The organism is Halomonas sp. MES3-P3E (assembly GCF_002836035.1).
Lineage (GTDB): Bacteria > Pseudomonadota > Gammaproteobacteria > Pseudomonadales > Halomonadaceae > Vreelandella > Vreelandella arctica.
Map to the genome: position 1 here is coordinate 12,819 of NZ_PJBT01000005.1, position 21,727 is coordinate 34,545.

At 53.8% G+C, this 21,727-nt stretch carries 23 protein-coding genes; 11 read left to right on the forward strand and 12 right to left on the reverse strand.

Annotated elements, in window-relative coordinates:
* Positions 1 to 59: 59 nt before the first annotated feature.
* Both CXF87_RS01875 and CXF87_RS01880 read right to left on the reverse strand, forming a co-directional pair.
* Positions 60 to 929, reverse strand: coding sequence for a carboxylate/amino acid/amine transporter (locus CXF87_RS01875; protein ID WP_101145264.1), 870 nt, complete (start codon positions 927 to 929; stop codon positions 60 to 62).
* Between the two features lie 87 nt (positions 930 to 1,016).
* On the reverse strand, positions 1,017 to 1,562 hold the full coding sequence (locus CXF87_RS01880; protein ID WP_101145265.1) for a YqaE/Pmp3 family membrane protein: 546 nt from the start codon (positions 1,560 to 1,562) through the stop codon (positions 1,017 to 1,019).
* 245 nt (positions 1,563 to 1,807) lie between these two features.
* Between CXF87_RS01880 and CXF87_RS01885 the strand changes: the two genes are divergently transcribed.
* The 6 genes from CXF87_RS01885 to CXF87_RS01910 all read left to right on the forward strand — a co-directional run bounded on the left by CXF87_RS01885 (position 1,808) and on the right by CXF87_RS01910 (position 9,629).
* Positions 1,808 to 2,215, forward strand: coding sequence for a CBS domain-containing protein (locus CXF87_RS01885; RefSeq protein ID WP_035557597.1), 408 nt, complete (start codon positions 1,808 to 1,810; stop codon positions 2,213 to 2,215).
* 275 nt (positions 2,216 to 2,490) lie between these two features.
* On the forward strand, positions 2,491 to 2,850 hold the full coding sequence (locus CXF87_RS01890; protein ID WP_008957014.1) for a hypothetical protein: 360 nt from the start codon (positions 2,491 to 2,493) through the stop codon (positions 2,848 to 2,850).
* Between the two features lie 24 nt (positions 2,851 to 2,874).
* Positions 2,875 to 3,708 (forward strand): AraC family transcriptional regulator, encoded by an 834-nt coding sequence (locus CXF87_RS01895; RefSeq protein WP_101145266.1) that lies wholly within the window; start codon positions 2,875 to 2,877, stop codon positions 3,706 to 3,708.
* Between the two features lie 150 nt (positions 3,709 to 3,858).
* A complete protein-coding gene (gene putA, locus CXF87_RS01900; protein WP_101145267.1) occupies positions 3,859 to 7,050 on the forward strand; it encodes a bifunctional proline dehydrogenase/L-glutamate gamma-semialdehyde dehydrogenase PutA in 3,192 nt (1,063 codons plus the stop codon).
* A 195-nt stretch (positions 7,051 to 7,245) separates the two neighbouring features.
* Positions 7,246 to 8,736 carry a sodium/proline symporter PutP gene (gene putP / locus CXF87_RS01905; protein WP_008957017.1) on the forward strand — a complete coding sequence of 497 codons (1,491 nt, stop codon included), beginning with the start codon at positions 7,246 to 7,248 and terminating at the stop codon, positions 8,734 to 8,736.
* Between the two features lie 269 nt (positions 8,737 to 9,005).
* The gene (locus tag CXF87_RS01910) at positions 9,006 to 9,629 is read left to right on the forward strand and encodes an OmpW/AlkL family protein (RefSeq protein WP_101145268.1); all 624 of its coding nucleotides are present in this window, start codon (positions 9,006 to 9,008) and stop codon (positions 9,627 to 9,629) included.
* 93 nt (positions 9,630 to 9,722) lie between these two features.
* Here CXF87_RS01910 and CXF87_RS01915 read toward each other — a convergent pair whose 3' ends face one another.
* Entirely contained in the window at positions 9,723 to 10,055 is a 333-nt protein-coding gene (locus tag CXF87_RS01915; protein ID WP_008957019.1) for a YqcC family protein, read from the reverse strand.
* A 312-nt stretch (positions 10,056 to 10,367) separates the two neighbouring features.
* Here CXF87_RS01915 and CXF87_RS01920 point away from each other — a divergent pair, with 312 nt between their 5' ends.
* From CXF87_RS01920 to CXF87_RS01935, 4 genes are all read left to right on the forward strand, one after another.
* The gene (locus CXF87_RS01920; protein ID WP_101145269.1) at positions 10,368 to 11,405 is read left to right on the forward strand and encodes a DUF3549 family protein; all 1,038 of its coding nucleotides are present in this window, start codon (positions 10,368 to 10,370) and stop codon (positions 11,403 to 11,405) included.
* A gap of 36 nt (positions 11,406 to 11,441) precedes the next feature.
* Complete coding sequence (locus CXF87_RS01925; protein WP_008957021.1) at positions 11,442 to 11,882, forward strand: ATP-dependent zinc protease family protein; 441 nt, start codon at positions 11,442 to 11,444, stop codon at positions 11,880 to 11,882.
* A gap of 43 nt (positions 11,883 to 11,925) precedes the next feature.
* A complete protein-coding gene (gene rimK / locus CXF87_RS01930) occupies positions 11,926 to 12,834 on the forward strand; it encodes a 30S ribosomal protein S6--L-glutamate ligase (RefSeq protein WP_008957022.1) in 909 nt (302 codons plus the stop codon).
* An 87-nt stretch (positions 12,835 to 12,921) separates the two neighbouring features.
* A complete protein-coding gene (locus tag CXF87_RS01935; protein ID WP_008957023.1) occupies positions 12,922 to 13,368 on the forward strand; it encodes a hypothetical protein in 447 nt (148 codons plus the stop codon).
* Here the strand turns inward: CXF87_RS01935 and CXF87_RS01940 are convergent.
* From CXF87_RS01940 to CXF87_RS01970, 7 genes are all read right to left on the reverse strand, one after another.
* Complete coding sequence (locus CXF87_RS01940) at positions 13,365 to 14,087, reverse strand: SanA/YdcF family protein (RefSeq protein ID WP_035586392.1); 723 nt, start codon at positions 14,085 to 14,087, stop codon at positions 13,365 to 13,367. The genes CXF87_RS01935 and CXF87_RS01940 overlap by 4 nt on opposite strands.
* An 18-nt stretch (positions 14,088 to 14,105) precedes the next feature.
* Entirely contained in the window at positions 14,106 to 14,675 is a 570-nt protein-coding gene (gene sufT / locus CXF87_RS01945; RefSeq protein ID WP_101145270.1) for a putative Fe-S cluster assembly protein SufT, read from the reverse strand.
* A gap of 49 nt (positions 14,676 to 14,724) precedes the next feature.
* Positions 14,725 to 15,990, reverse strand: a complete 1,266-nt coding sequence (locus CXF87_RS01950) for a cysteine desulfurase (protein ID WP_101145271.1) — start codon at positions 15,988 to 15,990, stop codon at positions 14,725 to 14,727.
* 69 nt (positions 15,991 to 16,059) lie between these two features.
* Complete coding sequence (sufD, locus tag CXF87_RS01955) at positions 16,060 to 17,400, reverse strand: Fe-S cluster assembly protein SufD (RefSeq protein WP_008957027.1); 1,341 nt, start codon at positions 17,398 to 17,400, stop codon at positions 16,060 to 16,062.
* Positions 17,397 to 18,146 (reverse strand): Fe-S cluster assembly ATPase SufC, encoded by a 750-nt coding sequence (sufC, locus tag CXF87_RS01960; protein ID WP_008957028.1) that lies wholly within the window; start codon positions 18,144 to 18,146, stop codon positions 17,397 to 17,399. Before sufC ends, sufD begins: the two co-directional genes overlap by 4 nt.
* 71 nt (positions 18,147 to 18,217) lie before the next feature.
* Positions 18,218 to 19,660 carry a Fe-S cluster assembly protein SufB gene (gene sufB, locus CXF87_RS01965; protein WP_008957029.1) on the reverse strand — a complete coding sequence of 481 codons (1,443 nt, stop codon included), beginning with the start codon at positions 19,658 to 19,660 and terminating at the stop codon, positions 18,218 to 18,220.
* Between the two features lie 78 nt (positions 19,661 to 19,738).
* Positions 19,739 to 20,203, reverse strand: coding sequence for an SUF system Fe-S cluster assembly regulator (locus CXF87_RS01970; protein WP_008957030.1), 465 nt, complete (start codon positions 20,201 to 20,203; stop codon positions 19,739 to 19,741).
* Between the two features lie 307 nt (positions 20,204 to 20,510).
* Here CXF87_RS01970 and CXF87_RS01975 point away from each other — a divergent pair, with 307 nt between their 5' ends.
* Positions 20,511 to 20,714, forward strand: a complete 204-nt coding sequence (locus tag CXF87_RS01975; protein WP_101145272.1) for a putative motility protein — start codon at positions 20,511 to 20,513, stop codon at positions 20,712 to 20,714.
* Between the two features lie 70 nt (positions 20,715 to 20,784).
* Here CXF87_RS01975 and CXF87_RS01980 read toward each other — a convergent pair whose 3' ends face one another.
* On the reverse strand, positions 20,785 to 21,123 hold the full coding sequence (locus tag CXF87_RS01980; protein ID WP_101145273.1) for a zinc ribbon domain-containing protein YjdM: 339 nt from the start codon (positions 21,121 to 21,123) through the stop codon (positions 20,785 to 20,787).
* A gap of 103 nt (positions 21,124 to 21,226) precedes the next feature.
* Entirely contained in the window at positions 21,227 to 21,703 is a 477-nt protein-coding gene (locus CXF87_RS01985; protein ID WP_101145274.1) for a YbhB/YbcL family Raf kinase inhibitor-like protein, read from the reverse strand.
* Positions 21,704 to 21,727: the final 24 nt, after the last annotated feature.

Here is a 21,727-nt window from a genome sequence, read left to right on the forward strand (position 1 = left end):
CGACTCTCGCTAACAGAAGCCGCCATTATGGAGACACCGGAGGTATCGGGCAAATAGGCTTAGCTAACGGCCACTTGACGACGCTGGCACCACCAATGGTTGAGCCACAGCGAGGCCGCGATTATAAGCGCACCTAGCAGCAAGCGCGGGATATCCGCATCGCGGTTCCAAATCACCAGGTTAACGATAAGCCCTGCTGGCACCAGCGCATTGTTCATAATCGCTAGCGTGCCAGCATCCACTTTAGTGGCGCCCTGATTCCAGGCAAAGTAGCCAACGCCAGACGCCACTAACCCCAGCCAGGCCAATACGCCCCACTGCAGCGAAGTGGTCGGTAATGCAGCGCTGTTGCCGAAAAGTAAATAAGCGGGTAATGCCACTACCATTGCGCCAATGAAGAACCAGCCAAACACATTGTGCCACGCCAGCGTAGGCGGCAAATCAGCCGCTAATCGACGATAACCTACCTGTCCAATAGCAAAGCAAAGGTTTGCCCCTTGCACCACTAGAAAGCCCATCCAGAAGCCGCTATCGACACCGTCATAGCGGATGACGCCTGCCCCGAGAACTGCAAGCAGTGCCGTCACGAGATAGATGGGGGTAAAGCGGCCAAACAGCAGGTCATCCAGCAGTGCGATATAGATAGGCGTAAAGATCGTGAACAGCAGTACTTCAGGCACCGATAACAGCAAAAAGGATTGGTAGAAGAAGGTGTACATCACCCCCAATTGGATGGCACCCAATCCCATGAGGGCGAGCCGCTGCTTACCGCGCAACAGGCCGGGGCGTAAAAACGGCAGGAACACCAGCATGGCAAGCGTTACTCGTAGCAGCACCGCAAAGTAGCTGTCGACCTGCCCTGCCAGATAAACCCCTATCAACGAAAAGGAAAATGCCCACAGGGCGGTAACGCCCATTAGATAACCCATCGTAAACCCCGGCTTATAAATTAGTTTACGCGGATTATACGCACATGGGTGAAGCTGCCAAGTCGTAAACGTAATAACAATCGTTGGTTAACGCCGCTGCAACCACCAAGCCGCATACACCACACCGGGCAACCAACCCGCCAGTGTCAACACCAACGCAATAATCACTCGCTTTTGGCCGCCCTGTGTTAAGCCGATGGCGAGGGGTGGCAGGCACATCGCCAGGGCATAATAGGCGAACTTCAACGCGGCGGGCTCGGGTGTCGCTGGTTCTGCCTGGCTTACTGATGCCGTTTTGGATGATGCAGCCGAGGTCGCGTCTAGCGCCGCCTTGGGCGGTGGCGTGAAGTGTTCTACGGCGCCAGGAGCTGGCTCTTTAGCAGCCTGAGCCGCCCGCTCCTGGGCAAGACGATGGGCTTCTTTATCGATTTTCTGCTCAAGGGTTTCAGCCCCTTCAGCCAAGTCATCGTGATGGCGCTCCCAGTCTTCCCAATCATGGGGTGTGCCCGATTTAGGCCGTTGATGACCAGAGCCCCTCGCCCGTTCCCAGGCTTTCTCTTCTAACGTATTGGGTCGATCCGGGTCACGTTCACTCCCCACGCCTTTGCGGTTTAAATATTCACGTGCATCCATGGAAGGCTCCTTGATGCCTTAATTAACGGTCAGGTGATGCCATTAGAAAATTAACAACACAGAAAATTCAGTACTTATAGCGTTGAATAAAGATAGCTTGCAGGACGCACGCCATGAACAAATCACCTACAGTGAAAGAGTTGATTCTCCCTTAGCGCCTACAACAACGAACAATCACAACGCACTGCCTGCGACAGCTTTATTATTGTCACAGCGCTGAATACGATGATCGAGGAGTGTCCATGATGAGTAGAGCAGCACCCAACATCGTTCGCGACATCATGTCCCGCGATTGCTACCGTGTTTCACCCGACGCATCCATCACCACATTAGCCAAGGGCCTGGCACTGCACCGCTTGCCAGGCGCACCGGTGGTTGATGCCGCCGACCGCTTAATCGGCTTTATTTCGGAGCAGGATGTATTGGGCCGTGTGCTTGATAGTATCTATCACGATGATGAGGCGCCGCTCGTTAAAGAGTTGATGCGCCACGAAGTACTCAGCGTATCACCGAATAAGAGCATTACCGACTTGGCACAGGAAATGCGGTCAGCGAAACCCAAGGTATACCCGGTCGTGGAGCAACAGCGGTTAATAGGCATCGTGACACGACGTGATATCCTAATTGCGCTGCTAATGATTCGCCGCCATTAGCCGTGCCGTTATGCTGGCTACGCTTTCTTTAAGCGGCGATATAACAGGCAAGCATCAGGCAAAAAAAACCGCTACTCAAGGAGTAGCGGAAGCAAGGGATCAAAACAAAGAGCCAGAACAACAACTTTAGCGACTGCTATCGCGCTGTTGTCTGTACATACTCAGACACGCCGCGCTGAAAAAGTTCGCAAAATAGTAAAATTTTCGACCTTGGCGGCGTCAAGCGTATAATTAAACGACAATTTGTGAACTGATGACGCCTAGGAGCCCAGCGAATGGCGCTGTATTTATTGGTATTTGGGGTGTGCTTGCTGGTGATTGGCGCGGTAATGCTGGTGTTGATGACCTCAAGCACGCCGCGCTACCGCACTGAACCTAAGGATTTACTGGCGCTGTTTGATAAAGCGCTCAACAGCCAGGTAAGCGAAACCGAGTGGAACGCTATCATCGGCTACCCTATTCGGCATAATGAGTATTTGGATGGCATTCGTCGCCGTGCCGCGCATTTAATGGAGCAGCATGGCCGACGCTGGATGGTAGCCCAAGGTAAACCATTGCTCAATCAAGAGGGCCAGGCTGAACTTAAGGCCCTTCGCGATCATTTGTCCGCCCATACAGCCCTCCGCCAGCAGTAGCTGGTGCGGTCCAGGAGACCTGCTATGCCGAGCACCATTCGACAAATACCTCTAGCCAGCGCCACGCAACATCATGCTCATGATTTTCATCAAATAGTCATCACCATGTGTGGCTCGTCAGAGTTTGAAATTGAAGGGTTGGGTGGGCGCGTCAATGCCTTTTCAGGCTGTATCGTGCCCGCCAATCACGAGCACTACTATTCGGGCAATGGCCATAATCGACAATTGATTCTCGACCTGCCCGAGGACGCGCCCGCTTTGACAGGTGAAAATCACGAATTAGTAGCGCTATTTGATGCCCCCCGTTTCTTTGGTTTAGACAACGCACTGCGCCACTACTTAGCCTTTATGGAGAGCGAACTTGCTCAAGGGTTTGATACCTCTACCAACTCCTTTCAGCAAGACCGCTTAGCGGCCACCCTTTTAGGTTCCCTTAAAGCGAGATTGGGCTCTGCTACCACTTCAAACCAACGTCGGCTGGACTTGACGCGAATTAATCATTTTATTCGCCAGCACCTCGCTGAGGAGCTTCGTGTCGCCGACCTAGCGCGGCTGGCTTGTTTGAGCGAAGCACATTTTTCCGACTGTTTCCGCGCCCAAACCGGGCTTTCACCCTGGCAATACGTCAAGCGGCAACGGCTAAATGCGGCCCGCCAACTGATTTTGCAAAGCCGACTTCCGCTCACCGACATTGCCATTCAAACCGGCTTTGCCAACCAAAGCGCACTTTCTCATGCTTTCCGGCGTAGCTATGGTTTGTCGCCGCGTAAACTACGCCAGGGTGATGCGTCACCCATTGCGCTCAGTGCCTCAAACGCTGCGTTAGGGCCGCTAGCTGGCCAGCAAAAACTATACTAAAGTCGTAAAGTTACTGTGCTTGCCGCGGAATTGACATGTTTTACCGTGAAATCAGCATACACCTGAGTTAGCCGCACTCTACATTCGCTGACTAGCTTGGGCGTAACGCCCTGTTACCCATTCGTTCTGTTCAGACTTTCGGGGGCTTCAATGCTCAATGCCAAGAAAATGCGTGACCCTGCCATCTGGCAAACTGATCTCGACACTCTCATGGCGCGCGTTAGCGACCACTATCTAGTGGATGAAAGCGCCTATGTCAGCGAACTGATCAAGGTGCTGGATGCTGACCGCGACGACTTTGCCCGCATTGAAGCCAATACAGCCGCATTGGTTCAGGATGTCCGAAAAATGGACACGGCCGTCGATACTATTGATGAGCTACTACAGCAGTACAGCCTGGATACTCATGAAGGCTTGATGCTGATGTGCCTAGCGGAAGCCATGCTGCGCATTCCCGACAAAGCTACCGCCGATGCCCTGATTGAAGACAAGCTCGGCCCCGCCGACTGGCAGTCTCACGTGGGCAAGAGCGACTCGTGGATGGTCAACGCCTCTACCTGGGGCCTGTTAATGACCGGGCGCGTACTCAAGCTAGACCACCCTAAAGAGGGGCAGCCCGCCAACTTCATCAATCGCATGGTTAATCGTATGGGTGAGCCGGTGATCCGCCGCGCCATGTACGAAGCGATGAAGATTATGGGCAAACAGTTCGTGCTGGGTCGCGATATCAATGAAGCGCTGAAGCGCTCAAAGCCGCTGTTCAATAAAGGCTATACCTACTCCTATGACATGCTGGGCGAAGCCGCCCGTACCCGTGACGATGCACAGCGCTATTTTGATGACTACGCACGGGCCATTGAGCAAGTCGGCAAGACTTGCAAAACGTTAAGCGATAAAACCCCGGCGCCGTCGGTCTCCATTAAGCTCTCAGCCCTTCACCCACGCTATGAGTTTGGCCGCCGCGAGCAAGTGCTTGCCGAGCTTGTCGACACAGTCATCAAGCTGGTCAGCAAGGCGCGTGCACTGGATGTTGCGGTTACTATTGACGCTGAAGAGATCGATCGCCTGGAGATTTCTCTGGAAGTCTTCCGTGCGGTTTACGAAAGTGAAGCCGCCAAGGGCTGGGGGCACTTCGGTTTAGTGGTTCAAGCCTACTCCAAGCGCGCGCTGCCAGTGTTGCACTACATCAACCGTTTGGCCGACCAGCAAGGCGACGAGATTCCACTGCGCTTGGTCAAAGGCGCTTATTGGGATACCGAAATTAAAGAGTCCCAGCAGCTTGGGGTCGACGGCTACCCGGTATTTACACGTAAAGCGGGTACCGATGTAGCCTATCTCGCCTGCGCGCAGTTCCTGCTCTCTAGCGACACCAATGGGCGTATTTTTCCGCAGTTTGCTACCCACAATGCCCACACTGTGACGACTATTTTAGAATTTGCTAATCGCGATAGCCGTCCTTTTGAGTTTCAGCGTCTGCATGGCATGGGTGAAGCGCTTTATGACGCTGCTCTTGAGCGTGCCCCGAAAGGTACCTACTGCCGTATTTACGCCCCGGTGGGTGCGCATAAAGACCTGCTGCCCTACTTAGTGCGGCGCCTGCTTGAAAATGGTGCCAACTCCTCGTTTGTTCACCAGTTGGTTGATCCTGACGTACCGGTCGAGTGGCTGTGTCAGCACCCGATTGAAACTCTGCGCCAGCAGAAACACCTGGCCAATATGAACATTCCGTTACCCAAAGACATTTACGGGCCCAAGCGGCGCAATTCACGTGGGGTGAATCTGAATATACGCAGCCACTACTATCCGCTCATGGAGAAGATGGCTGCGTTTATGGATCAGCAATACCCAACGAAGCCGCTGCTCGCTTTTGATGTCGCGGACGACGCCGCCAATACACATAGCGTTACCAGCCCATACGACCGCCAAAAAACCGTCGGTAGCGTTCAGTGGACGAGCAAAGAGCAGGCCACCCAGGCGCTGGATGCTGCCTGGGACGCTTTCCCTCGTTGGGACGCCACGCCGGTGGCCGAACGGGCGGCTATTGTCCGTCGCTTGGGGGATTTGATGGAAGAGCATATGCCAGAGCTAATGGCATTGTGCTCGCGTGAAGGCGGTAAACTGCTTACCGATGGCGTCGATGAAATTAGAGAAGCCGTCGACTTCTGCCGTTTCTACGCCATGCGCGCTGAAGAGGACTTCGGCCAAGTTATCGAGCTCCCTGGCCCCACTGGCGAATCCAATCGTTTATTTATGGGTGGCAAGGGCGTATTCGCAGCCATCAGCCCCTGGAACTTCCCTGTCGCGATCTTCTGCGGCCAAATTGTCGCAGCGGCGGTAGCAGGTAACACGGTACTGGCCAAACCGGCGGAACAGACGTCTATCGTCGCGCATCGTGTTATTGAGCTGCTCCACGAAGCGGGCATGCCCCGTGATGTCGTCCAACTACTGCCCGGTGACGGCCCCACAGTAGGTAGCGTGCTGACCTCCGACCCGCGGATCACCGGGGTAGTCTTCACAGGTGGCACCGACACCGCACAAATTATCAACCGCGCTTTGGCGGCACGAGAAAATGCCCCGCTGGCCACTCTGATTGCGGAAACCGGCGGCATGAACGCCATGATTGTCGATTCTACTGCTCTGCCTGAACAGGTAGTAGTAGATGTGATTCAGTCGGCCTTTCAAAGCGCTGGGCAGCGCTGCTCGGCGCTGCGGGTACTGTATCTACAAGACGATGTTGCCGACCGGGTCATTGAAATCCTCAAAGGCGCGATGAATGAACTGCGCATTGGCGACCCTCGCGATTTAGGCACTGATGTGGGGCCGGTAATCGATGAAGAGGCGCGTAAAGGCTTAATGGAGCACATCAAAAAACTCAAAGCCGAAAATCGCCTGGTCGCCGAAACACCGATGGCTGCTGAGCATACTCAAGATGGCACGTTCGTGGCGCCTGTCGCCTTCACGATTGATAGCATCGATTCACTCACGCGCGAGCAGTTCGGGCCCATACTGCATATCGTGCGTTACAAAGCCAGCGAGCTTGATAAAGTTATCAATGACATTAACGGCCGCAATTACGGCCTGACATTTGGCGTACATAGCCGTAACGAATCATTCGCCGCTGAAATAGCGCAGAAAATGCGCGTAGGAAATGTGTACATCAACCGTAATATTATTGGGGCTGTGGTGGGCGTTCAACCGTTTGGTGGTCAAGGGCTTTCTGGCACAGGGCCAAAAGCCGGCGGTCTTCACTACCTGCAGCGCTTTGTAACTGAAAAAACGATTACTAATAACACCGCTGCCTTAGGCGGGAACGCGTCACTACTGGCGCTGGGTGATGAGTGAGCCGCTCATCACGCCCGAAAATTTCTCCGACCCCACCCCAGCCTGACATTTGCTGGGGTACGTCAAGTGAACAGGAAAAGGGAATAACAGCCATTAACAACAACAAGACTGCGCCACAACCCATTCTTCTCGGTAAGCGCACTAACCTGTCGGCGCTACGTCCGACTTAATAACTAAGAAACAGGAGACTTTTTTATGGCTATTGGCGTTTGGATCAGCCTTTTTGCTTACTTTGCGCTCATGATTGGCATCGGCCTTTATGCTATGCGCAAATCCACATCCACCTCTGAAGATTACATGCTAGGTGGCCGCACCCTTAGCCCAAAGGTGGCGGCCCTGTCGGCTGGCGCTTCAGACATGAGCGGGTGGTTGCTGCTGGGGTTACCTGGGGCGATGTTCGTATCCGGCTTGGGCTCAGCCTGGATCGGTATCGGCCTGTTCGTGGGTGCCTTCTTTAACTGGGTGCTGGTGGCACCGCGCTTGCGTGAACAGACGGTGCACTATGGCAATGCGATTACGATTCCAGCCTTCTTGGCCAACCGGTTCCCCACTCGATCAATGTCGCTGAGAACGGTCTCCGCCATCGTCATCGTTATCTTTTTCGCGGTATACACGGCGTCAGGCTTAGTGGCAGGCGGTAAGCTGTTCGAAAGCGCCTTTGCTGGCGTCATCAACATTGGTGGCCTGAGCGATTACGCTACGGGCATCATCATTACGCTGGGTGTGGTACTGGTCTATACCGTGGTCGGCGGTTTCCTGGCCGTGAGCATGACGGACTTCGTGCAAGGCTGCATCATGATGCTGGCCTTGGTGATCATGCCGGCGGTGGTCCTGTTTGGCGAAGGTGGCGGTGGTTTCACCCAAGCGTCACAGACACTCAATGAGGTCGATCCCACGCTACTTTCATGGACAGAAGGATTGACCTTTATCGGCTGGCTCTCTGCCGTTACCTGGGGCCTGGGTTATTTCGGCCAACCACATATCATCGTGCGCTTCATGGCTATCCGAACGCTGAAGGATGTACCTATTGCCCGCAATATCGGCATGAGCTGGATGGCCATCTCGCTGATTGGCGCAGTCTCTCTGGGCGTGTTTGGCCGTGCCTACGCGGTCCGTAATGGCATGGACGTAGAAGATCCGGAAACGATCTTTATTATCCTAGCCGAGCTGCTGTTCCATCCGCTGATCACTGGCTTCCTCTATGCTGCTCTGCTGGCGGCGGTCATGAGTACCATTTCCAGCCAACTGCTGGTGGCCTCTTCATCACTGACTGAGGACTTCTATCGCCTGTTCTTTCGTAAAGAAGCGACCGATAAAGAGTGTGTGGGCGTAGGCCGGATCAGTGTCGTACTGGTTGGCTTGGTGGCGGCCGTTATCGCGTCAGACCCGGATTCACAGGTGCTTGGGCTAGTCAGTAATGCCTGGGCAGGCTTTGGTGCCGCGTTTGGTCCGCTGATTATCTTGTCGCTGATGTGGTCACGCACGAACGGTGCTGGCGCTATCGCTGGCATGGTAGTGGGTGCCGCTACCGTCATGATCTGGATTGCATTGGGCTGGAACGGTGAGTTTATGGGAGGTCCCGGCGTGTATGAGATCATTCCCGGCTTCATCGCTTCCTTTATTGCCATCCTGGTAGTGAGCAGTATGACGGCCGATGCGGGTGAATATCAGCACATCACTCGCTAACCAATAAGTTGTTCATGCGACCTTTGCGTGTCAGATATATCGACAACAGGAAGGTCGCTACATTACAGCCCCTCTGCGCTGTATGTGAACGGGCCACCTTCGGGTGGCCTTTTTATGCCTGCCGTTCATGTTTTGAATAACGAATCTGGCGTTAAGGCAGCCAACCCTTGCCCTAGATCAATAACCAGTGACCACCTCTTTATTAGACTCTTAAACATCATGAAGCGGCTTATCCATAGTCGCTTAGCAATGCCACTAGGAGTCAACTCATGCGTAAAGCCGCCCTTTCCACCCTACTCGTTTCCAGTATTGCCGCTGCGGCTTTGATGACCAGCAGCCAGGTATTCGCCTATGGCGCGGGTGACTTTTTTACCCGCGTGGGTGTTGCGAAAGTGGACCCGACAAGCAATAACGGTGAGATATTAGGCGCCGATGTTAATGTCGATGCGGAGACGAATTTTGCCTTCACGCTAGGCTATCGCTTCCATGACAAGATGGGCGTCGAGCTGCTGGCCGCACTACCCTTCAAACACGACCTGCAGGTGGAAGGCGTGACCGATGGCTCTACCAAGCACTTGCCACCTACCCTCACACTACAGTACTACCCGTTAGGGGGTACCGAGGCCCGTGTTCAGCCTTATGTAGGCGCAGGTATTAACTACACCCGTTTTTCAGACGAAAAAACCGATATCGGCGCGTCATTGGAGCTTGACGACTCCTGGGGCGCAGCGGGTCAAGTAGGTGTCGATCTGCTGATTGATGAACATTGGGCGTTAAATGCTGCGGCGTGGTACATCGATATCGATTCCGATGCCAAAGTGGGCGGCGCAGAGGCGGGCACTGTTGAGATCGACCCAGTAGTGGTAATGGCTGGCCTCAGCTACCGCTTCTAAGCCGCCTTCAAAAGCGTTATGACAGATGTAATTTACAAAGCCTGCCTTGCGGCAGGCTTTGTCTGTTAAATCGCTTCAATCTTTAAATACCGTTCAGCTTTCAGTAACTAACTGGTCGACTTTTTCTACCGCGCGTACAACAAGCAGTTGATGATGGGCAGGTGTTTTCTCTTGCTGTAAATAAGCGGCTACAGCGGGGGCCACCTCACACTTGGCTGGCATGGCGGCACGGGCCTCAATCAAGGCGTTTAAGCGAGCAATGAATACAAAGCGCACCCATTGAGGCAGCGACATTGTATCAATGCAAAACGGCTGCTGGCTGGCGAATGCATCAGCGTCAGGTGTCGGCATACGCCATAGATCGGCGGCTTTCATCGCGGCTTCAAGTTCTAGGAGTGCTGTCTGTAGCGGTTGAAAAGTACTCATAACGTCGTTTGTAACTACCTCGTAAAATGAAAATCGTATCTTATTACCATTATCCCCATTTGGCTGGCTGCTTGCCAATCGTGGCCACTTGTGAAGAGTGATCCATAAACTCACAGAAAACCTGCACGAGCCTGTGGATAAACTATGGAAAGGTGTCGCAGCGCTTGCTCTCATGGGGCTTTCGCACAGTTGTTTACTTTTTAACCACACTGTCATGTAAGGCATCCCCATTGGTCGGTATTTATCCGCCTCTGCGGCTGACAGTGACCCATCATCAAGGTAGAGTGCAGGCTTGCAACGCGGAAGGATGTCATGCAACCGATTCAAACCCTTGATGAGTTTTTTACCCGCAGCGGCGCAGAGGTTTCCCTTTACCATATGGGCCGCCATGTGGTCGCCTGCCCACGGGAGTCCCTCGCCGCCTTTGAGCGTGGCGAACTGGCGTGGCCAGAACCTTGGCAAGGCCAAGCACGTTTAGCCATTCTATTCCGTTTGGGGGATATGCCCGAACCTGCCATTTGGTTTTTAGCTCTGCCACTCGATGAACAGGGGATACTTGCCCCAGCTCAGCGTGATGCGTTTTTAAATCGTCTGCTGGAAACATTAGGTCGAGCTGTTTCTCAGGTGGGACGTGAAGAAACAGCGGACGTGGACCACTTAATGAAGGATAATCCCCTCGCCTTTACGCCCAGCATTACCTTTCAAGCGATGCTCAATGCCCGTGCAACTTATGACGTAGGGCTACCTGCCAGCCAGCATTTTGAGCCGGTTGAGGATTACTTGAGCGGCCAGCAGGCGATTGATTGGCAGGCATTAGGATTACAGGGAATTGCCGATTACGTCGTTCGTATGGAGTCGCCCGATGCTGACACGTTAGCGCTGAGACTGCCTGACCTACCTACCGCCGTTATTAACTCCGTGTGCTACTGTTTAGAGCACCAGCCATTGCCACAGGCATTAGTCGTCGCGCTGCAACGTCGCGGCGAAGCCGCCGCACAAGCGGGCGACATTGAAACGTTGTGTGCTTGTCTGCGCGCTGTGGGTAATACGGATGCATCAGCGGTGGGTAATTGGTACTCCGCCTTACTTAAAGAAACCACAGTTTGTGGGCCGGATGTGCTGGCTGCCATTGCCGGGCGTGGCTGGGTGTATCTTGAAGACGCTGAGCGCTTACCTCTTTTTCTACAGCGTTTGGCGGAAGATGAGCGTACTGATTTTGCCGCGGTAGTGCGTGATCTTGCACTCATCCCACGGCTACGCTTACCGGTCATGATGGCCATGCGTGATGCGCCCGAAGGTTCTTCTATTCAACACCGTTTGAGCATGATGATGTCGCAGAGAAAGGCTTGATTTGATGTTGTCATTTTTAATTGCAAGGAGTGAGCCGTGAAGGAATTACCCTATCAGGCCAAGGCGGTCATTGGACGCCGTGAAATGGTGACGCTACCTGAGCTAGGGCTTCACCTATGCTGTAAAGCGGACACGGGTGCGCGTACTTCCGCCCTGCATGCAGAAGAGATAGAGACACATGAAGATGAACATGGTCAACTATGGGTAAGTTTTATTACCCACAGCGCTGGGCCAACAACACCCGCCCATCGCTACAATCTACATTTACATGATCGACGCCGAGTCACCAGCTCAAACGGACATAGCGAGTGGCGCTATGTAATACGTACCCCAATGCAAATGGGCGATTTGAATTTTCCGGTTGAACTGACCCTGACTGACCGCAGCAATATGCGCCACCCAATGCTATTAGGACGCCGCGCCATGCGCCGCCTGCTAATTGCACCCGGTGCGGCATTTTTGCACGGTGAGCCTTAACCCCTTTTATTAGCCGCCTTTATTTAGACTCGGAGTCTCCTACATGCATATCGCTCTGCTATCGCGCAACCGTAATTTGTACTCTACACGCCGCCTGGTTGAAGCTGCAGAGCAGCGTGGGCATACCGCTCGTGTGGTGGACACGCTGCGCTGCTATATGAGTATTACTTCCCACCACCCTTCGATTCACTATAAAGGTCAAGAAATTGAGCACTTTGATGCGGTCATCCCCCGCATTGGTGCGTCGGTGACCTTTTATGGGTGCGCGCTGTTACGCCAGTTCGAGATGATGGGCACCTACGTTATCAACGATAACGTGTCTATTACTCGCTCGCGGGACAAACTACGCTCACTTCAGCTATTGTCACGCAAAGGGCTGGGGCTACCGATTACCGGCTTTGCGCACTCTCCAGACGATATTCCTGACTTGATCACCATGGTCAAAGGCGCCCCGCTGGTGATTAAGCTGCTTGAAGGCACCCAGGGAATTGGCGTGGTGTTAGCGGAAACGAACCAGGCGGCGGAATCAGTGATTCAGGCCTTCATGGGTATGAAAGCCAATATTATGGTTCAGGAGTACATTAAGGAAGCACGCGGCGCTGATATTCGCTGCTTAGTGATCGGCGATAAAGTCGTGGCTTCGATGAAACGTCAGGCGGCGGATGGTGAATTCCGCTCGAACCTACACCGCGGAGGCTCCGCCAGCGTGATCCGGATCACTCCTGAAGAGCGTTCAACGGCGATTCGTGCAGCCAAGGCCATGGGCCTGCGCGTTGCCGGTGTCGACTTGCTACGCTCAAATCACGGTCCGGTGATTATGGAGGTTAACTCTTCGCCTGGTTTGCAGGGCATTGAGAACGCCACCGGCAAGGATATTGCGGGCATGATCATTGAACACATTGAAAGAAATGCCGCTCCAGCTCGTAAAGCGCCGCCCAAGCCTAAAGGCTAAGGCAAAATCTTAAAATAATCCGATTCGGGGGTGGCAAATCGACGCTGTCCCCCCCACAATCTGCGTCACCGAAGGAGGTAGACGCTCATGTTTCTCGATAATCGCCAAGTGGCGATGGACAGCGTATTGGAAGCGCTGGCCGATAGCATTGATTATTTCCAAGACAATATCGAACGCCTGCGCCCCTCACTGCGCGACGCTTTAAAGCCGCATTATACTGAGCGGCTTAAGCAGATGCGTAAATTGCAGGAGCTTGCCCGTGCGCATTTGAAAATGCTGCCTCGGGATGCAGATGTTGAACGCGATGACTTTTTATGGCTTTGGAGCCGTCTAAAAAGCTTCGTGGGTAACGATAGTCAAGTATTGATCAATGAGTTATTAGAGCAAGAGCGTGTATTGATGCAGGCGCTCTCTTCGCTCTTTACCCATCCGTTACCTGATCCTATCGAACCGGTGGTAGAGGAATGTATGCGGGGGTGCCGTAAACTGATTCGCGAACTCTATGCGCTGCAAAAGCGCAACACGCACCGCTAGGGTGCCGTAAAGCGTTCGTTGAGTGACGGCAGAATTAGCTCGATGGGCGCACGTTTCTTAAACTCTATGGGCTCTGGAGTGCCGAGGAAATAGGGCTCCCTACCCCATAGATACAGATCGCCCAGGGTAGCCACACGCGCTGCCCACTCGCGCAGTTTTAACCGCCACTCGACTTCCACCTTGGCATCATCCGCCACACAGCCGGTAACATCCATCCCCAACGCACGTCCAATGTACACCGCACGGGGAAGGTGCCAGCTCTGGGTAATCAGTAGCGCTTTATCCAACTGAAACACATCCCGCGCCCGCGCAAGGGTGTCATAAGTGCTAAAGCCCGCAAAATCCATGGTCAATTGCTCTGATGCGACGCCGCGCCGATAAAGCTCGCGCCACATCGCTCGTGGCTCGTTATACGCTTGGGTACGATTATCGCCAGACAGCAACAGGTGCTCGACCTGGGACTGTTCAATCAAGGTGGCCGCAGTACGCATCCGCGCATGAAAGTGCGGATTCCGAACGCCGCTGCGCGTCCAGTGAGATGTACCGAAGACGACTCCAACTCTAGCGGGACGGCACTGCTGCGGCTGACGTTCGATATAAGCAGCTGTCGTCGCGAGCACCCAAAAATTGCCACCTATAAACAGCAATGTCGCCAGCAGCGACAGTGCTCCTAGCGACATTAGTAAGCGCTTTAACCATTTCAACAAGAGGTTATGCATCCAGTTCCCCAGCTGGGGTTAGAACATGCCGAGTTCAAGCTTGGCCTCGTCACTCATCATGTCACGGCTCCAGGGGGGACTGAAGACTATCTCGGTGTGTACTTTGCTGATCTGCGGTGCACCAAGAATCTTATTGCGCGCATCCGCTGCAATAACATCGCCCATACCGCATCCCGGGGCGGTTAGCGTCATACGAATAGTCGCAATGCGCTCGCCGCTGATCAGGCGCTCAATGCGGCAGCCGTAAACTAGGCCCAAATCAACAATATTGACGGGGATCTCTGGATCGAAGCAGGTGCGTAACTGATCCCACACAAACTGCTCGATTTCCTCTTCACTCGCAGTTTCAGGCAGCGTAGGGCGGGGCAACGACTCAAGCCCCAGCGCATCAAGGTTACTCCCCTCAATCAAGAAAAGTCGCCCCTCAAAACCGACGCTCACCGAGCTACCTTTAGCCTGCATGACGCTGACTACGCTATCTTCGACGAGCGTTTCCGTACTTCCAAACGGAATGGCAATAGCCTCCACATCGCGCTGGAGCGGCAACTGTTGACCCCGTTCGAGACTGGCTACTTGCTCAAGATCCATATCTGTCCTTAAAAACGTTCTTCAAAGAGCTGGCCTTAAAGAACCGACCTTAACGCACCATACCAATGACACGGTTGAGCGCTTCAATAAAGCTATCCACTTCTTCAAGCGTATTATACGCAGCAAATGAAGCACGGCACGTCGCATCGACTCCGAAATGATGCAGCAAGGGCTGCGCGCAGTGGTGGCCGGTACGAATAGCAACACCGAGTTGATCTATCAATAAGCCGATGTCTTGCGAATGCGCCCCTTCCACCACAAACGACAGCACGCCTGCTTTTTGCGGTGCGGTGCCTAAAATACGCAGCCCATCGATTCGTCCAGCCGCTTGCGTCGCGCGGTCAAGCAACTGCCCTTCCCACTTGCCGATGGCATTAACACCAACGCTTTCTACCCACTCAAGTGCACGCCCCAGCGCAATGACTTCCGCAATGGCGGGCGTTCCGGCTTCAAACTTGTGCGGAATATCGGCGAAGGTGGTGCCTGCACCGAAAGAGACGGTTTTAATCATCTCACCGCCGCCCTGCCAAGGCGGCATCGCTGCCAGCAAAGCCTGCTTGCCATACAGCACGCCTACGCCAGTAGGCCCATACACTTTGTGGCCCGAGAACGCATAGAAGTCGGCATCAATCGCCTGCACATCGACTATCTGATGAGGGGCAGCTTGGGCGCCATCAATCAGAATCAAGGCGCCGTGCTGGTGAGCAAGCGCCGCCATTTCCTGCACAGGATTAATAGTCCCTAGCGCATTAGAGACATGATTGACCGCTACCAGCTTAGTACGCTCACTCAGCAGCCCACGATAAGCAGCCATATCCAATGCGCCATTGGCCTCAACGGGAATCACTTTAATGGTAAACCCGATCTCGGCGGCTAACAGTTGCCAGGGCACGATATTGGAGTGGTGCTCCAACATGGAAATCAGCACTTCATCGCCAGGGGCAAGGTTTTTACGCCCCCAGCTTTGAGCGACTAAGTTAATGGCTTCCGTAGTGCCACGGGTAAAGATGATCTGACGCGCATCTTCCGCGTTGAGAAAAGCCCGAACCTTGTGACGCGTGCCTTCGAACGCCGCCGTCGCCTCATCGGCGAGGGTATGTAGCCCACGGTGAATATTGGCGTTATAGCGCGAGTAGTAATCGCTAAAAACGTCAATCACCTGTTGAGGCGTCTGGCTAGTCGCCGCATTGTCTAAGTAGATTAACGGTTTGCCGTGCACTTCACGGGCAAGCACCGGAAAATCCTGACGCAGACGGGCGACATCAAAGGGTGCTTGCACTTGCGCGGGCGCCTGCTCAATAACGGTATTTGGCATCAATCACTCCTCGTTGAGCCCTTGAAGCTAGTCTTTAAAAGCGGGCCTTTAAAAGCGGGTCTTAAAGAGCTAGTCGTTAATTGCGGCTGCCGCTTCAACAAGCCCAGCAAGATTAAAGCGCTCCGGCAACTTACCCGCAACCGCGAGTTCAACGCGCTCGGCAATCGCATCCAGGCTAACTTTATCCAACACCTCTCCCGCAAAGGCGAGGGTTAGCAGGCCTCGTGCGGTGGCTTCATCGATACCGCGCGTGCGCAGGGCATAGATCGCCTCTTCGTCCAGCTGGCCGGTAGTGGTGCCGTGTGAGCACTTAACATCATCGGCGTAGATTTCAAGCTCAGGCTTGGCATCGATGTGGGCACGATCCGACAGCAGTAGGTTTTGATTGCTCTGAAACCCTTCAATCTTCTGACTATCGCGCTTGACGTAGACCTTGCCGTTAAACACGCCGTGAGCGCGGTCATCCAGAATGCCCTTGTAGTTCTCATTGGAGAACGTCAGCGGTGCGTTGTGGTTGACCTTGGTGTGGTTATCGACGTGTTGGCGTCCTTGACCAAAGAACAGGCCCAGAAAATTAGTTTCAGCGCCCTGGCCGTTCAAATCACTGATCAAGTCGTTGCGCACCAGTGCGCCACCCAGGCTCAGGTTGTACGAGGTATAGCGCGTATCGCGGCTCTGCTCGACATGAATGCTCGCCACGTGCATATCGCCCAACGGTGCTTCCTGCAGCTTGTAGTGAGCCAGTATCGCCCCACGATCAAGCATCAGTTCACCCACGACGTTGGTGAAGTTGGTCGCTTCGCTTTCGCCGGTGTAGTGTTCAATCAGCGTGGCTTCGCTGCGGCTACCTGCTTCCACCAGTACGCGCGGGTGGCACATCACCGGCTGGCCAGCGCGGGACAGAAACTGCAGCAGGATAGGTTTCTCAACGACTGTTCCCGGTGCAATGCGAACCACAGCGCCCTCTTCCATAAACGCCGTATTCAGCGCCGCAAACGGTGAGAAATCCACCCCGGTTAAGCGCCCCAGCGGGCCACCAACCGCTTCGTGATTCTCTGCTAACGCTTTAGAGAGCGGTAATACCTGGACACTTGACGGGAGCGAGTCCACATCCGAGAGCGCCGACGAGAAAACGCCATCTACAAACGTCAGGCGATAAGCATCAATGGGCAGCGTCAGTGCCGCGGCACTGGCCTGAGAGAACTCGGCGTTGTCGGCGAGCGCAAAGTTGCCCTGGGCGATCGAGCGCACATCGGTGTACTTCCACTCTTCATCACGCCTAGTGGGGAAACCCAGCGCTTCAAAACGTGCAGCACCCGCTTGGCGCCGAGCGGCAATCCAGGTGGGCTCTGCCGTGTAGCTCGAGCTGCGCGCCTTCAGCGTGTCTAAAAAGGTTTGCGTATCGCTCATGCCACAGACTCCTCGATACCTTCGTACCCATTGGCTTCCAGTTGCTTGGCTAGTTCCGCGTCGCCAGTTTTCACGATACGGCCATCGACCAAGACGTGGACTTTGTCCGGAATAATGTAGTCGAGCAGACGCTGGTAGTGAGTCACCAGCAGGATAGCGCGGTCTTCAGCGCGCAGGCTGTTGACACCATCGGCGACCACTTTCATGGCGTCGATATCCAGGCCGGAGTCGATCTCGTCGAGCATGGCAAGCTTCGGCTGAAGCACTAGCATTTGCAGGATCTCGTTACGCTTTTTCTCACCGCCAGAGAAGCCTTCGTTAACGGCGCGCTGTAGGAAGCTGGCGTCCATTTTCATGTAACCAAGCTTCTCTTTCACCAGCTTCATAAACTCCGGCGCTGGCATTTCGCCCTCGCCACGCGCTACGCGCTGGGCATTAAGCGCCGACTTCAGTAGGTAGATGTTTTTAACCCCAGGGATCTCAACCGGGTACTGGAAACCCAGCAGCAAACCAGCCTGGGCGCGCTCTTCAATTTCCATTTCGAGCACGTCTTTGCCTTCAAAGGTAATGGTGCCCTGGGTAACTTCATAGCCATCCTTACCAGCGATGACCGCCGATAGCGTCGATTTACCCGCGCCGTTCGGCCCCATGATGGCGTGCACTTCACCCGCGTTGATAGTCAGGGTGAGGCCTTTCAGGATTTCATTGCCTTCGACGGTGACGTGTAAATCATTCACTTGCAACATATTGATTACCTTCTAATTCTGGCGAGTCGCTACGGCGACACTAATAAAATGAGTGACTGAACGGCTAGGACTTAACCTACTGCGCCTTCCAGGGTGACGTTAAGCAGCGCTTCCGCTTCTACGGCAAACTCCATCGGCAGCTCTTGGAAGACGTCTTTACAGAAGCCATTCACAATCATGCTGACCGCGTCTTCTTCCGAGATACCGCGGCTCTGGCAGTAGAACAGCTGGTCTTCACCGATTTTAGAAGTGGTCGCTTCGTGCTCAATGGTCGCCGTACTGTTGCCAATTTCTTGATAAGGGAAGGTGTGCGCACCGCACTTATCGCCAATTAGCAAAGAGTCACACTGGGTAAAGTTACGTGCCCCTTTGGCGCGCGGGCCGATTTTCACCAAGCCGCGATACGACTGATTGCTGCGACCGGCAGAGATACCTTTAGCAACGATATACGAACGGGTACCTTCGCCAATGTGAATCATCTTGGTGCCGGTATCGGCCTGTTGGCGTCCGTTAGTCACGGCGACAGAGTAAAACTCGCCGATACTGTCTTTGCCGCGCAGTACGCAGGAAGGATATTTCCAGGTAATCGCCGAGCCAGTTTCAACTTGAGTCCAGCTAATCCGCGAGCGGTCGCCACGACAATCGCCGCGCTTGGTTACAAAGTTGTAGATACCGCCCTTGCCATTCTCATCACCGGGATACCAGTTCTGTACCGTGGAGTATTTGATATAGGCGTCGTCTAGGGCGACAAGCTCTACCACCGCGGCGTGCAGCTGGTTTTCATCGCGCATTGGCGCGGTACAGCCCTCCAGGTAGGAAACCTGGGCGCGGCTTTCGCAAATAATCAGCGTGCGCTCAAACTGGCCGGTGTTGGCCGCGTTAATGCGGAAGTAAGTGGACAGCTCCATCGGGCAGGTCACACCTTCTGGAACGAACACGAAGGAGCCGTCGGTGAACACCGCTGAGTTCAGCGCCGCAAAGTAGTTATCTGCCACGGGCACCACGGTGCCCAGATACTGTTTGATCAGCTCTGGGTAGTCGCGGATAGCTTCGGAGATGGAGCAGAAAATCACGCCTGCCTCACCCAGCTGTTTTTTGAAAGTGGTCGCAACCGACACCGAGTCGAATACTGCGTCTACTGCCACGCCTGCCAGCGCCGCACGTTCGTGCAGCGGAATGCCCAACTTCTCATAGGTTTCCAGCAGCTTGGGGTCGACTTCATCCAGGCTCTGCGGGCCGTCTTCCGGGCGCTTCGGCGCACTGAAATAGGAAATCGATTGGTAATCGATCGGTGGATAATCAAGATGCGCCCAAGATGGCGCTTCCATCTTCAACCACTGACGATAGGCATCCAGGCGCCACTCCAGCATCCACTCGGGTTCGCCCTTCTTCTTGGAAATAAAGGCGATGGTGTTTTCATCCAGGCCAGGTGGCAGGGTGTCGCTTTCAATATCGGTTACGAAGCCGTCTTTGTATTCGCGACGAACCAACTGTTCCATTTCTTCGCTTGCCATGGTGATACCCTCCGGGCAGTTGGGTGGCGAGATCATCGCCTTTAATAATAAAGTAGGCCTGCTGTACTTGCGCCGCTGTTAGGCAGACGCTGCCGACAGGCTGATCGTTTGAATTGGCAATTGCACCGGCAATTTAATCGGCGCTGTATCGGCTAAATGCGCTAAGGTCACGCTTTCAAGCAGCGTTCGCATCGCCAATGAAACCCGCTGCCAGTTGTCAGCCACACCACAGGTAGCCACAAGTTCGCAATCGCCTTCCGCTTGGCTACACTCGGTCATGGCAACAGGGCCTTCAATCGCCGCAATAATGTCGGCTGCCGTAATCTGTGATGCTGGCCGCGCCAAGCGATAACCGCCTTGAGCACCACGCTGGGAAACCAACAGCCCCGCACGTGCCAACATTTTAAGTGTTTTACTTACCGTGGGGTGTGGCAGCTGCACAGCCTCAGCCAAGTCGGCCGCTGCATGTGATGCTTGGGAGTGACGGGCAATTTGTGCCATCACTACAGCGGCATAATCTGTCAGCCGAGAAAGCTTGAGCATGTCGACTCCCCTTTTATGTGCTTGGTACGCAGTCAATCAACTCGTTGGCTGCATCAATTGAGTACCATTTTAGTCCTGTATAAATTTGATGTGAAGCCCTTGAGCCAAATGGTTAGCAATTTGAGCAAAATAACAGCACGATCGACGCTAATCGCATCAAAAACAACAATCATTATCATTTAAAAAAGCTATTAGCTTTATACTGCTGCTGGCTATCGCTTTGCATGTATGAACAGCGTCTGGTAATTTCGATTGAGTATTGAGTGCCATCGCTCTGGATGGCGGCTTGCTATTCGAGGATTAAAAGATGGATTCAGCAGTCAACAATATGGTCAGCGCCTCAATGGCGATGCAGCAGGTGCAAGTAGTCCAGCAGGCCCAGTTTAACGTTTTTAAAGAGGCGTTAGACGGACAAGCAACGCATATTACTGCGCTAATGGACAGCGTTGCCCAGGCGCCACAGCTGGCCACAAGTGGAAGCGTCGGTACGCAAATTAATACTACTGCGTAAAAGTCGAGGGCTGATAAATCAATAGCCCCCTGACATCAGAGGGCTATTTTTTTGACTGTCTGGTTTAACACTAGGCTTTCTTAACAAATTCAGATTTAAGCTTCATCGGGCCGATGCCGTCTATTTTACAGTCGATATCGTGATCGCCGCCCACCAACCGGATACTCTTCACTTTGGTGCCTACTTTAACCACCAGTGAACTGCCTTTAACCTTCAAATCCTTGATCACCGTGACACTATCGCCGTCGACCAACATGTTGCCGTTAGCATCGCGCACGCCTGAAGCTTCTTCAGCGCTCTCCTCTGCTACCTTTGACCACTCGTGGCCACACTCTGGGCAGACGTATTGAAGCCCATCATCGTAGCTAAATTCGGAAGCGCAGGCAGGACAGTTAGGCAGATCACTCATAGGAAGGCTCCATCGCTTGGCTAAAAGAAAAGTCTGGTTCAAGGTCTAAGAAAGCGATGGAGCCTACACGGATTATTCCGCTTGTCTACTTTTGCGGATGCGATCAATCACGCTGATACGTGCCTACCAAACGATTCATGCCTAGCAGATTAGGCTCTATTTCTTTGAGAAGCTCGGCAAGCGTCAGCCCTTCAGGCAACGACGTTTGATGGTCCAGCGCTAACACCCAGAAATAGTAAAGATGTTTACCATGCCCTTCAGGGGGCATCGGACCAAAGTAACCAACTTCGCCTTTATCATTGGCGCCAGCAGTGCCCACAACACTCTTTTCAGTTAACTCATGGGTATCAGCGGGCAAGTTATAGAGCACCCAATGTACAAAGCCGTAGCTGCCATCCTTGACCAAAGGAGCATCTGGATCGTGACAGATAACAGCGAAACCCTGGGTTCCCTCAGGGGCATCTTTCCAAGCTAGGGCAGGCGAAACATTTTCCCCCTCACCAGTGTGCTTGGAAGGAATCGCTTGATGATCAGCAAACGCTGGGCTGGTAACCTGCATTGATGAAAGTGCAAATGCCATGCTTTTCTCCTCGGTCTATCTGAT

Bases quoted from the DNA above. Each gene is read 5' to 3' on its own strand.
- CXF87_RS01875 (WP_101145264.1), bottom strand. From the start codon at position 929: ATGGGTTATCTAATGGGCGTTACCGCCCTGTGGGCATTTTCCTTTTCG.
- CXF87_RS01880 (WP_101145265.1), bottom strand. From the start codon at position 1,562: ATGGATGCACGTGAATATTTAAACCGCAAAGGCGTGGGGAGTGAACGT.
- CXF87_RS01885 (WP_035557597.1), top strand. From the start codon at position 1,808: ATGAGTAGAGCAGCACCCAACATCGTTCGCGACATCATGTCCCGCGAT.
- CXF87_RS01890 (WP_008957014.1), top strand. From the start codon at position 2,491: ATGGCGCTGTATTTATTGGTATTTGGGGTGTGCTTGCTGGTGATTGGC.
- CXF87_RS01895 (WP_101145266.1), top strand. From the start codon at position 2,875: ATGCCGAGCACCATTCGACAAATACCTCTAGCCAGCGCCACGCAACAT.
- putA (WP_101145267.1), top strand. From the start codon at position 3,859: ATGCTCAATGCCAAGAAAATGCGTGACCCTGCCATCTGGCAAACTGAT.
- putP (WP_008957017.1), top strand. From the start codon at position 7,246: ATGGCTATTGGCGTTTGGATCAGCCTTTTTGCTTACTTTGCGCTCATG.
- CXF87_RS01910 (WP_101145268.1), top strand. From the start codon at position 9,006: ATGCGTAAAGCCGCCCTTTCCACCCTACTCGTTTCCAGTATTGCCGCT.
- CXF87_RS01915 (WP_008957019.1), bottom strand. From the start codon at position 10,055: ATGAGTACTTTTCAACCGCTACAGACAGCACTCCTAGAACTTGAAGCC.
- CXF87_RS01920 (WP_101145269.1), top strand. From the start codon at position 10,368: ATGCAACCGATTCAAACCCTTGATGAGTTTTTTACCCGCAGCGGCGCA.
- rimK (WP_008957022.1), top strand. From the start codon at position 11,926: ATGCATATCGCTCTGCTATCGCGCAACCGTAATTTGTACTCTACACGC.
- CXF87_RS01935 (WP_008957023.1), top strand. From the start codon at position 12,922: ATGTTTCTCGATAATCGCCAAGTGGCGATGGACAGCGTATTGGAAGCG.
- CXF87_RS01940 (WP_035586392.1), bottom strand. From the start codon at position 14,087: ATGCATAACCTCTTGTTGAAATGGTTAAAGCGCTTACTAATGTCGCTA.
- sufT (WP_101145270.1), bottom strand. From the start codon at position 14,675: ATGGATCTTGAGCAAGTAGCCAGTCTCGAACGGGGTCAACAGTTGCCG.
- CXF87_RS01950 (WP_101145271.1), bottom strand. From the start codon at position 15,990: ATGCCAAATACCGTTATTGAGCAGGCGCCCGCGCAAGTGCAAGCACCC.
- sufD (WP_008957027.1), bottom strand. From the start codon at position 17,400: ATGAGCGATACGCAAACCTTTTTAGACACGCTGAAGGCGCGCAGCTCG.
- sufC (WP_008957028.1), bottom strand. From the start codon at position 18,146: ATGTTGCAAGTGAATGATTTACACGTCACCGTCGAAGGCAATGAAATC.
- sufB (WP_008957029.1), bottom strand. From the start codon at position 19,660: ATGGCAAGCGAAGAAATGGAACAGTTGGTTCGTCGCGAATACAAAGAC.
- CXF87_RS01970 (WP_008957030.1), bottom strand. From the start codon at position 20,203: ATGCTCAAGCTTTCTCGGCTGACAGATTATGCCGCTGTAGTGATGGCA.
- CXF87_RS01975 (WP_101145272.1), top strand. From the start codon at position 20,511: ATGGATTCAGCAGTCAACAATATGGTCAGCGCCTCAATGGCGATGCAG.
- CXF87_RS01980 (WP_101145273.1), bottom strand. From the start codon at position 21,123: ATGAGTGATCTGCCTAACTGTCCTGCCTGCGCTTCCGAATTTAGCTAC.
- CXF87_RS01985 (WP_101145274.1), bottom strand. From the start codon at position 21,703: ATGGCATTTGCACTTTCATCAATGCAGGTTACCAGCCCAGCGTTTGCT.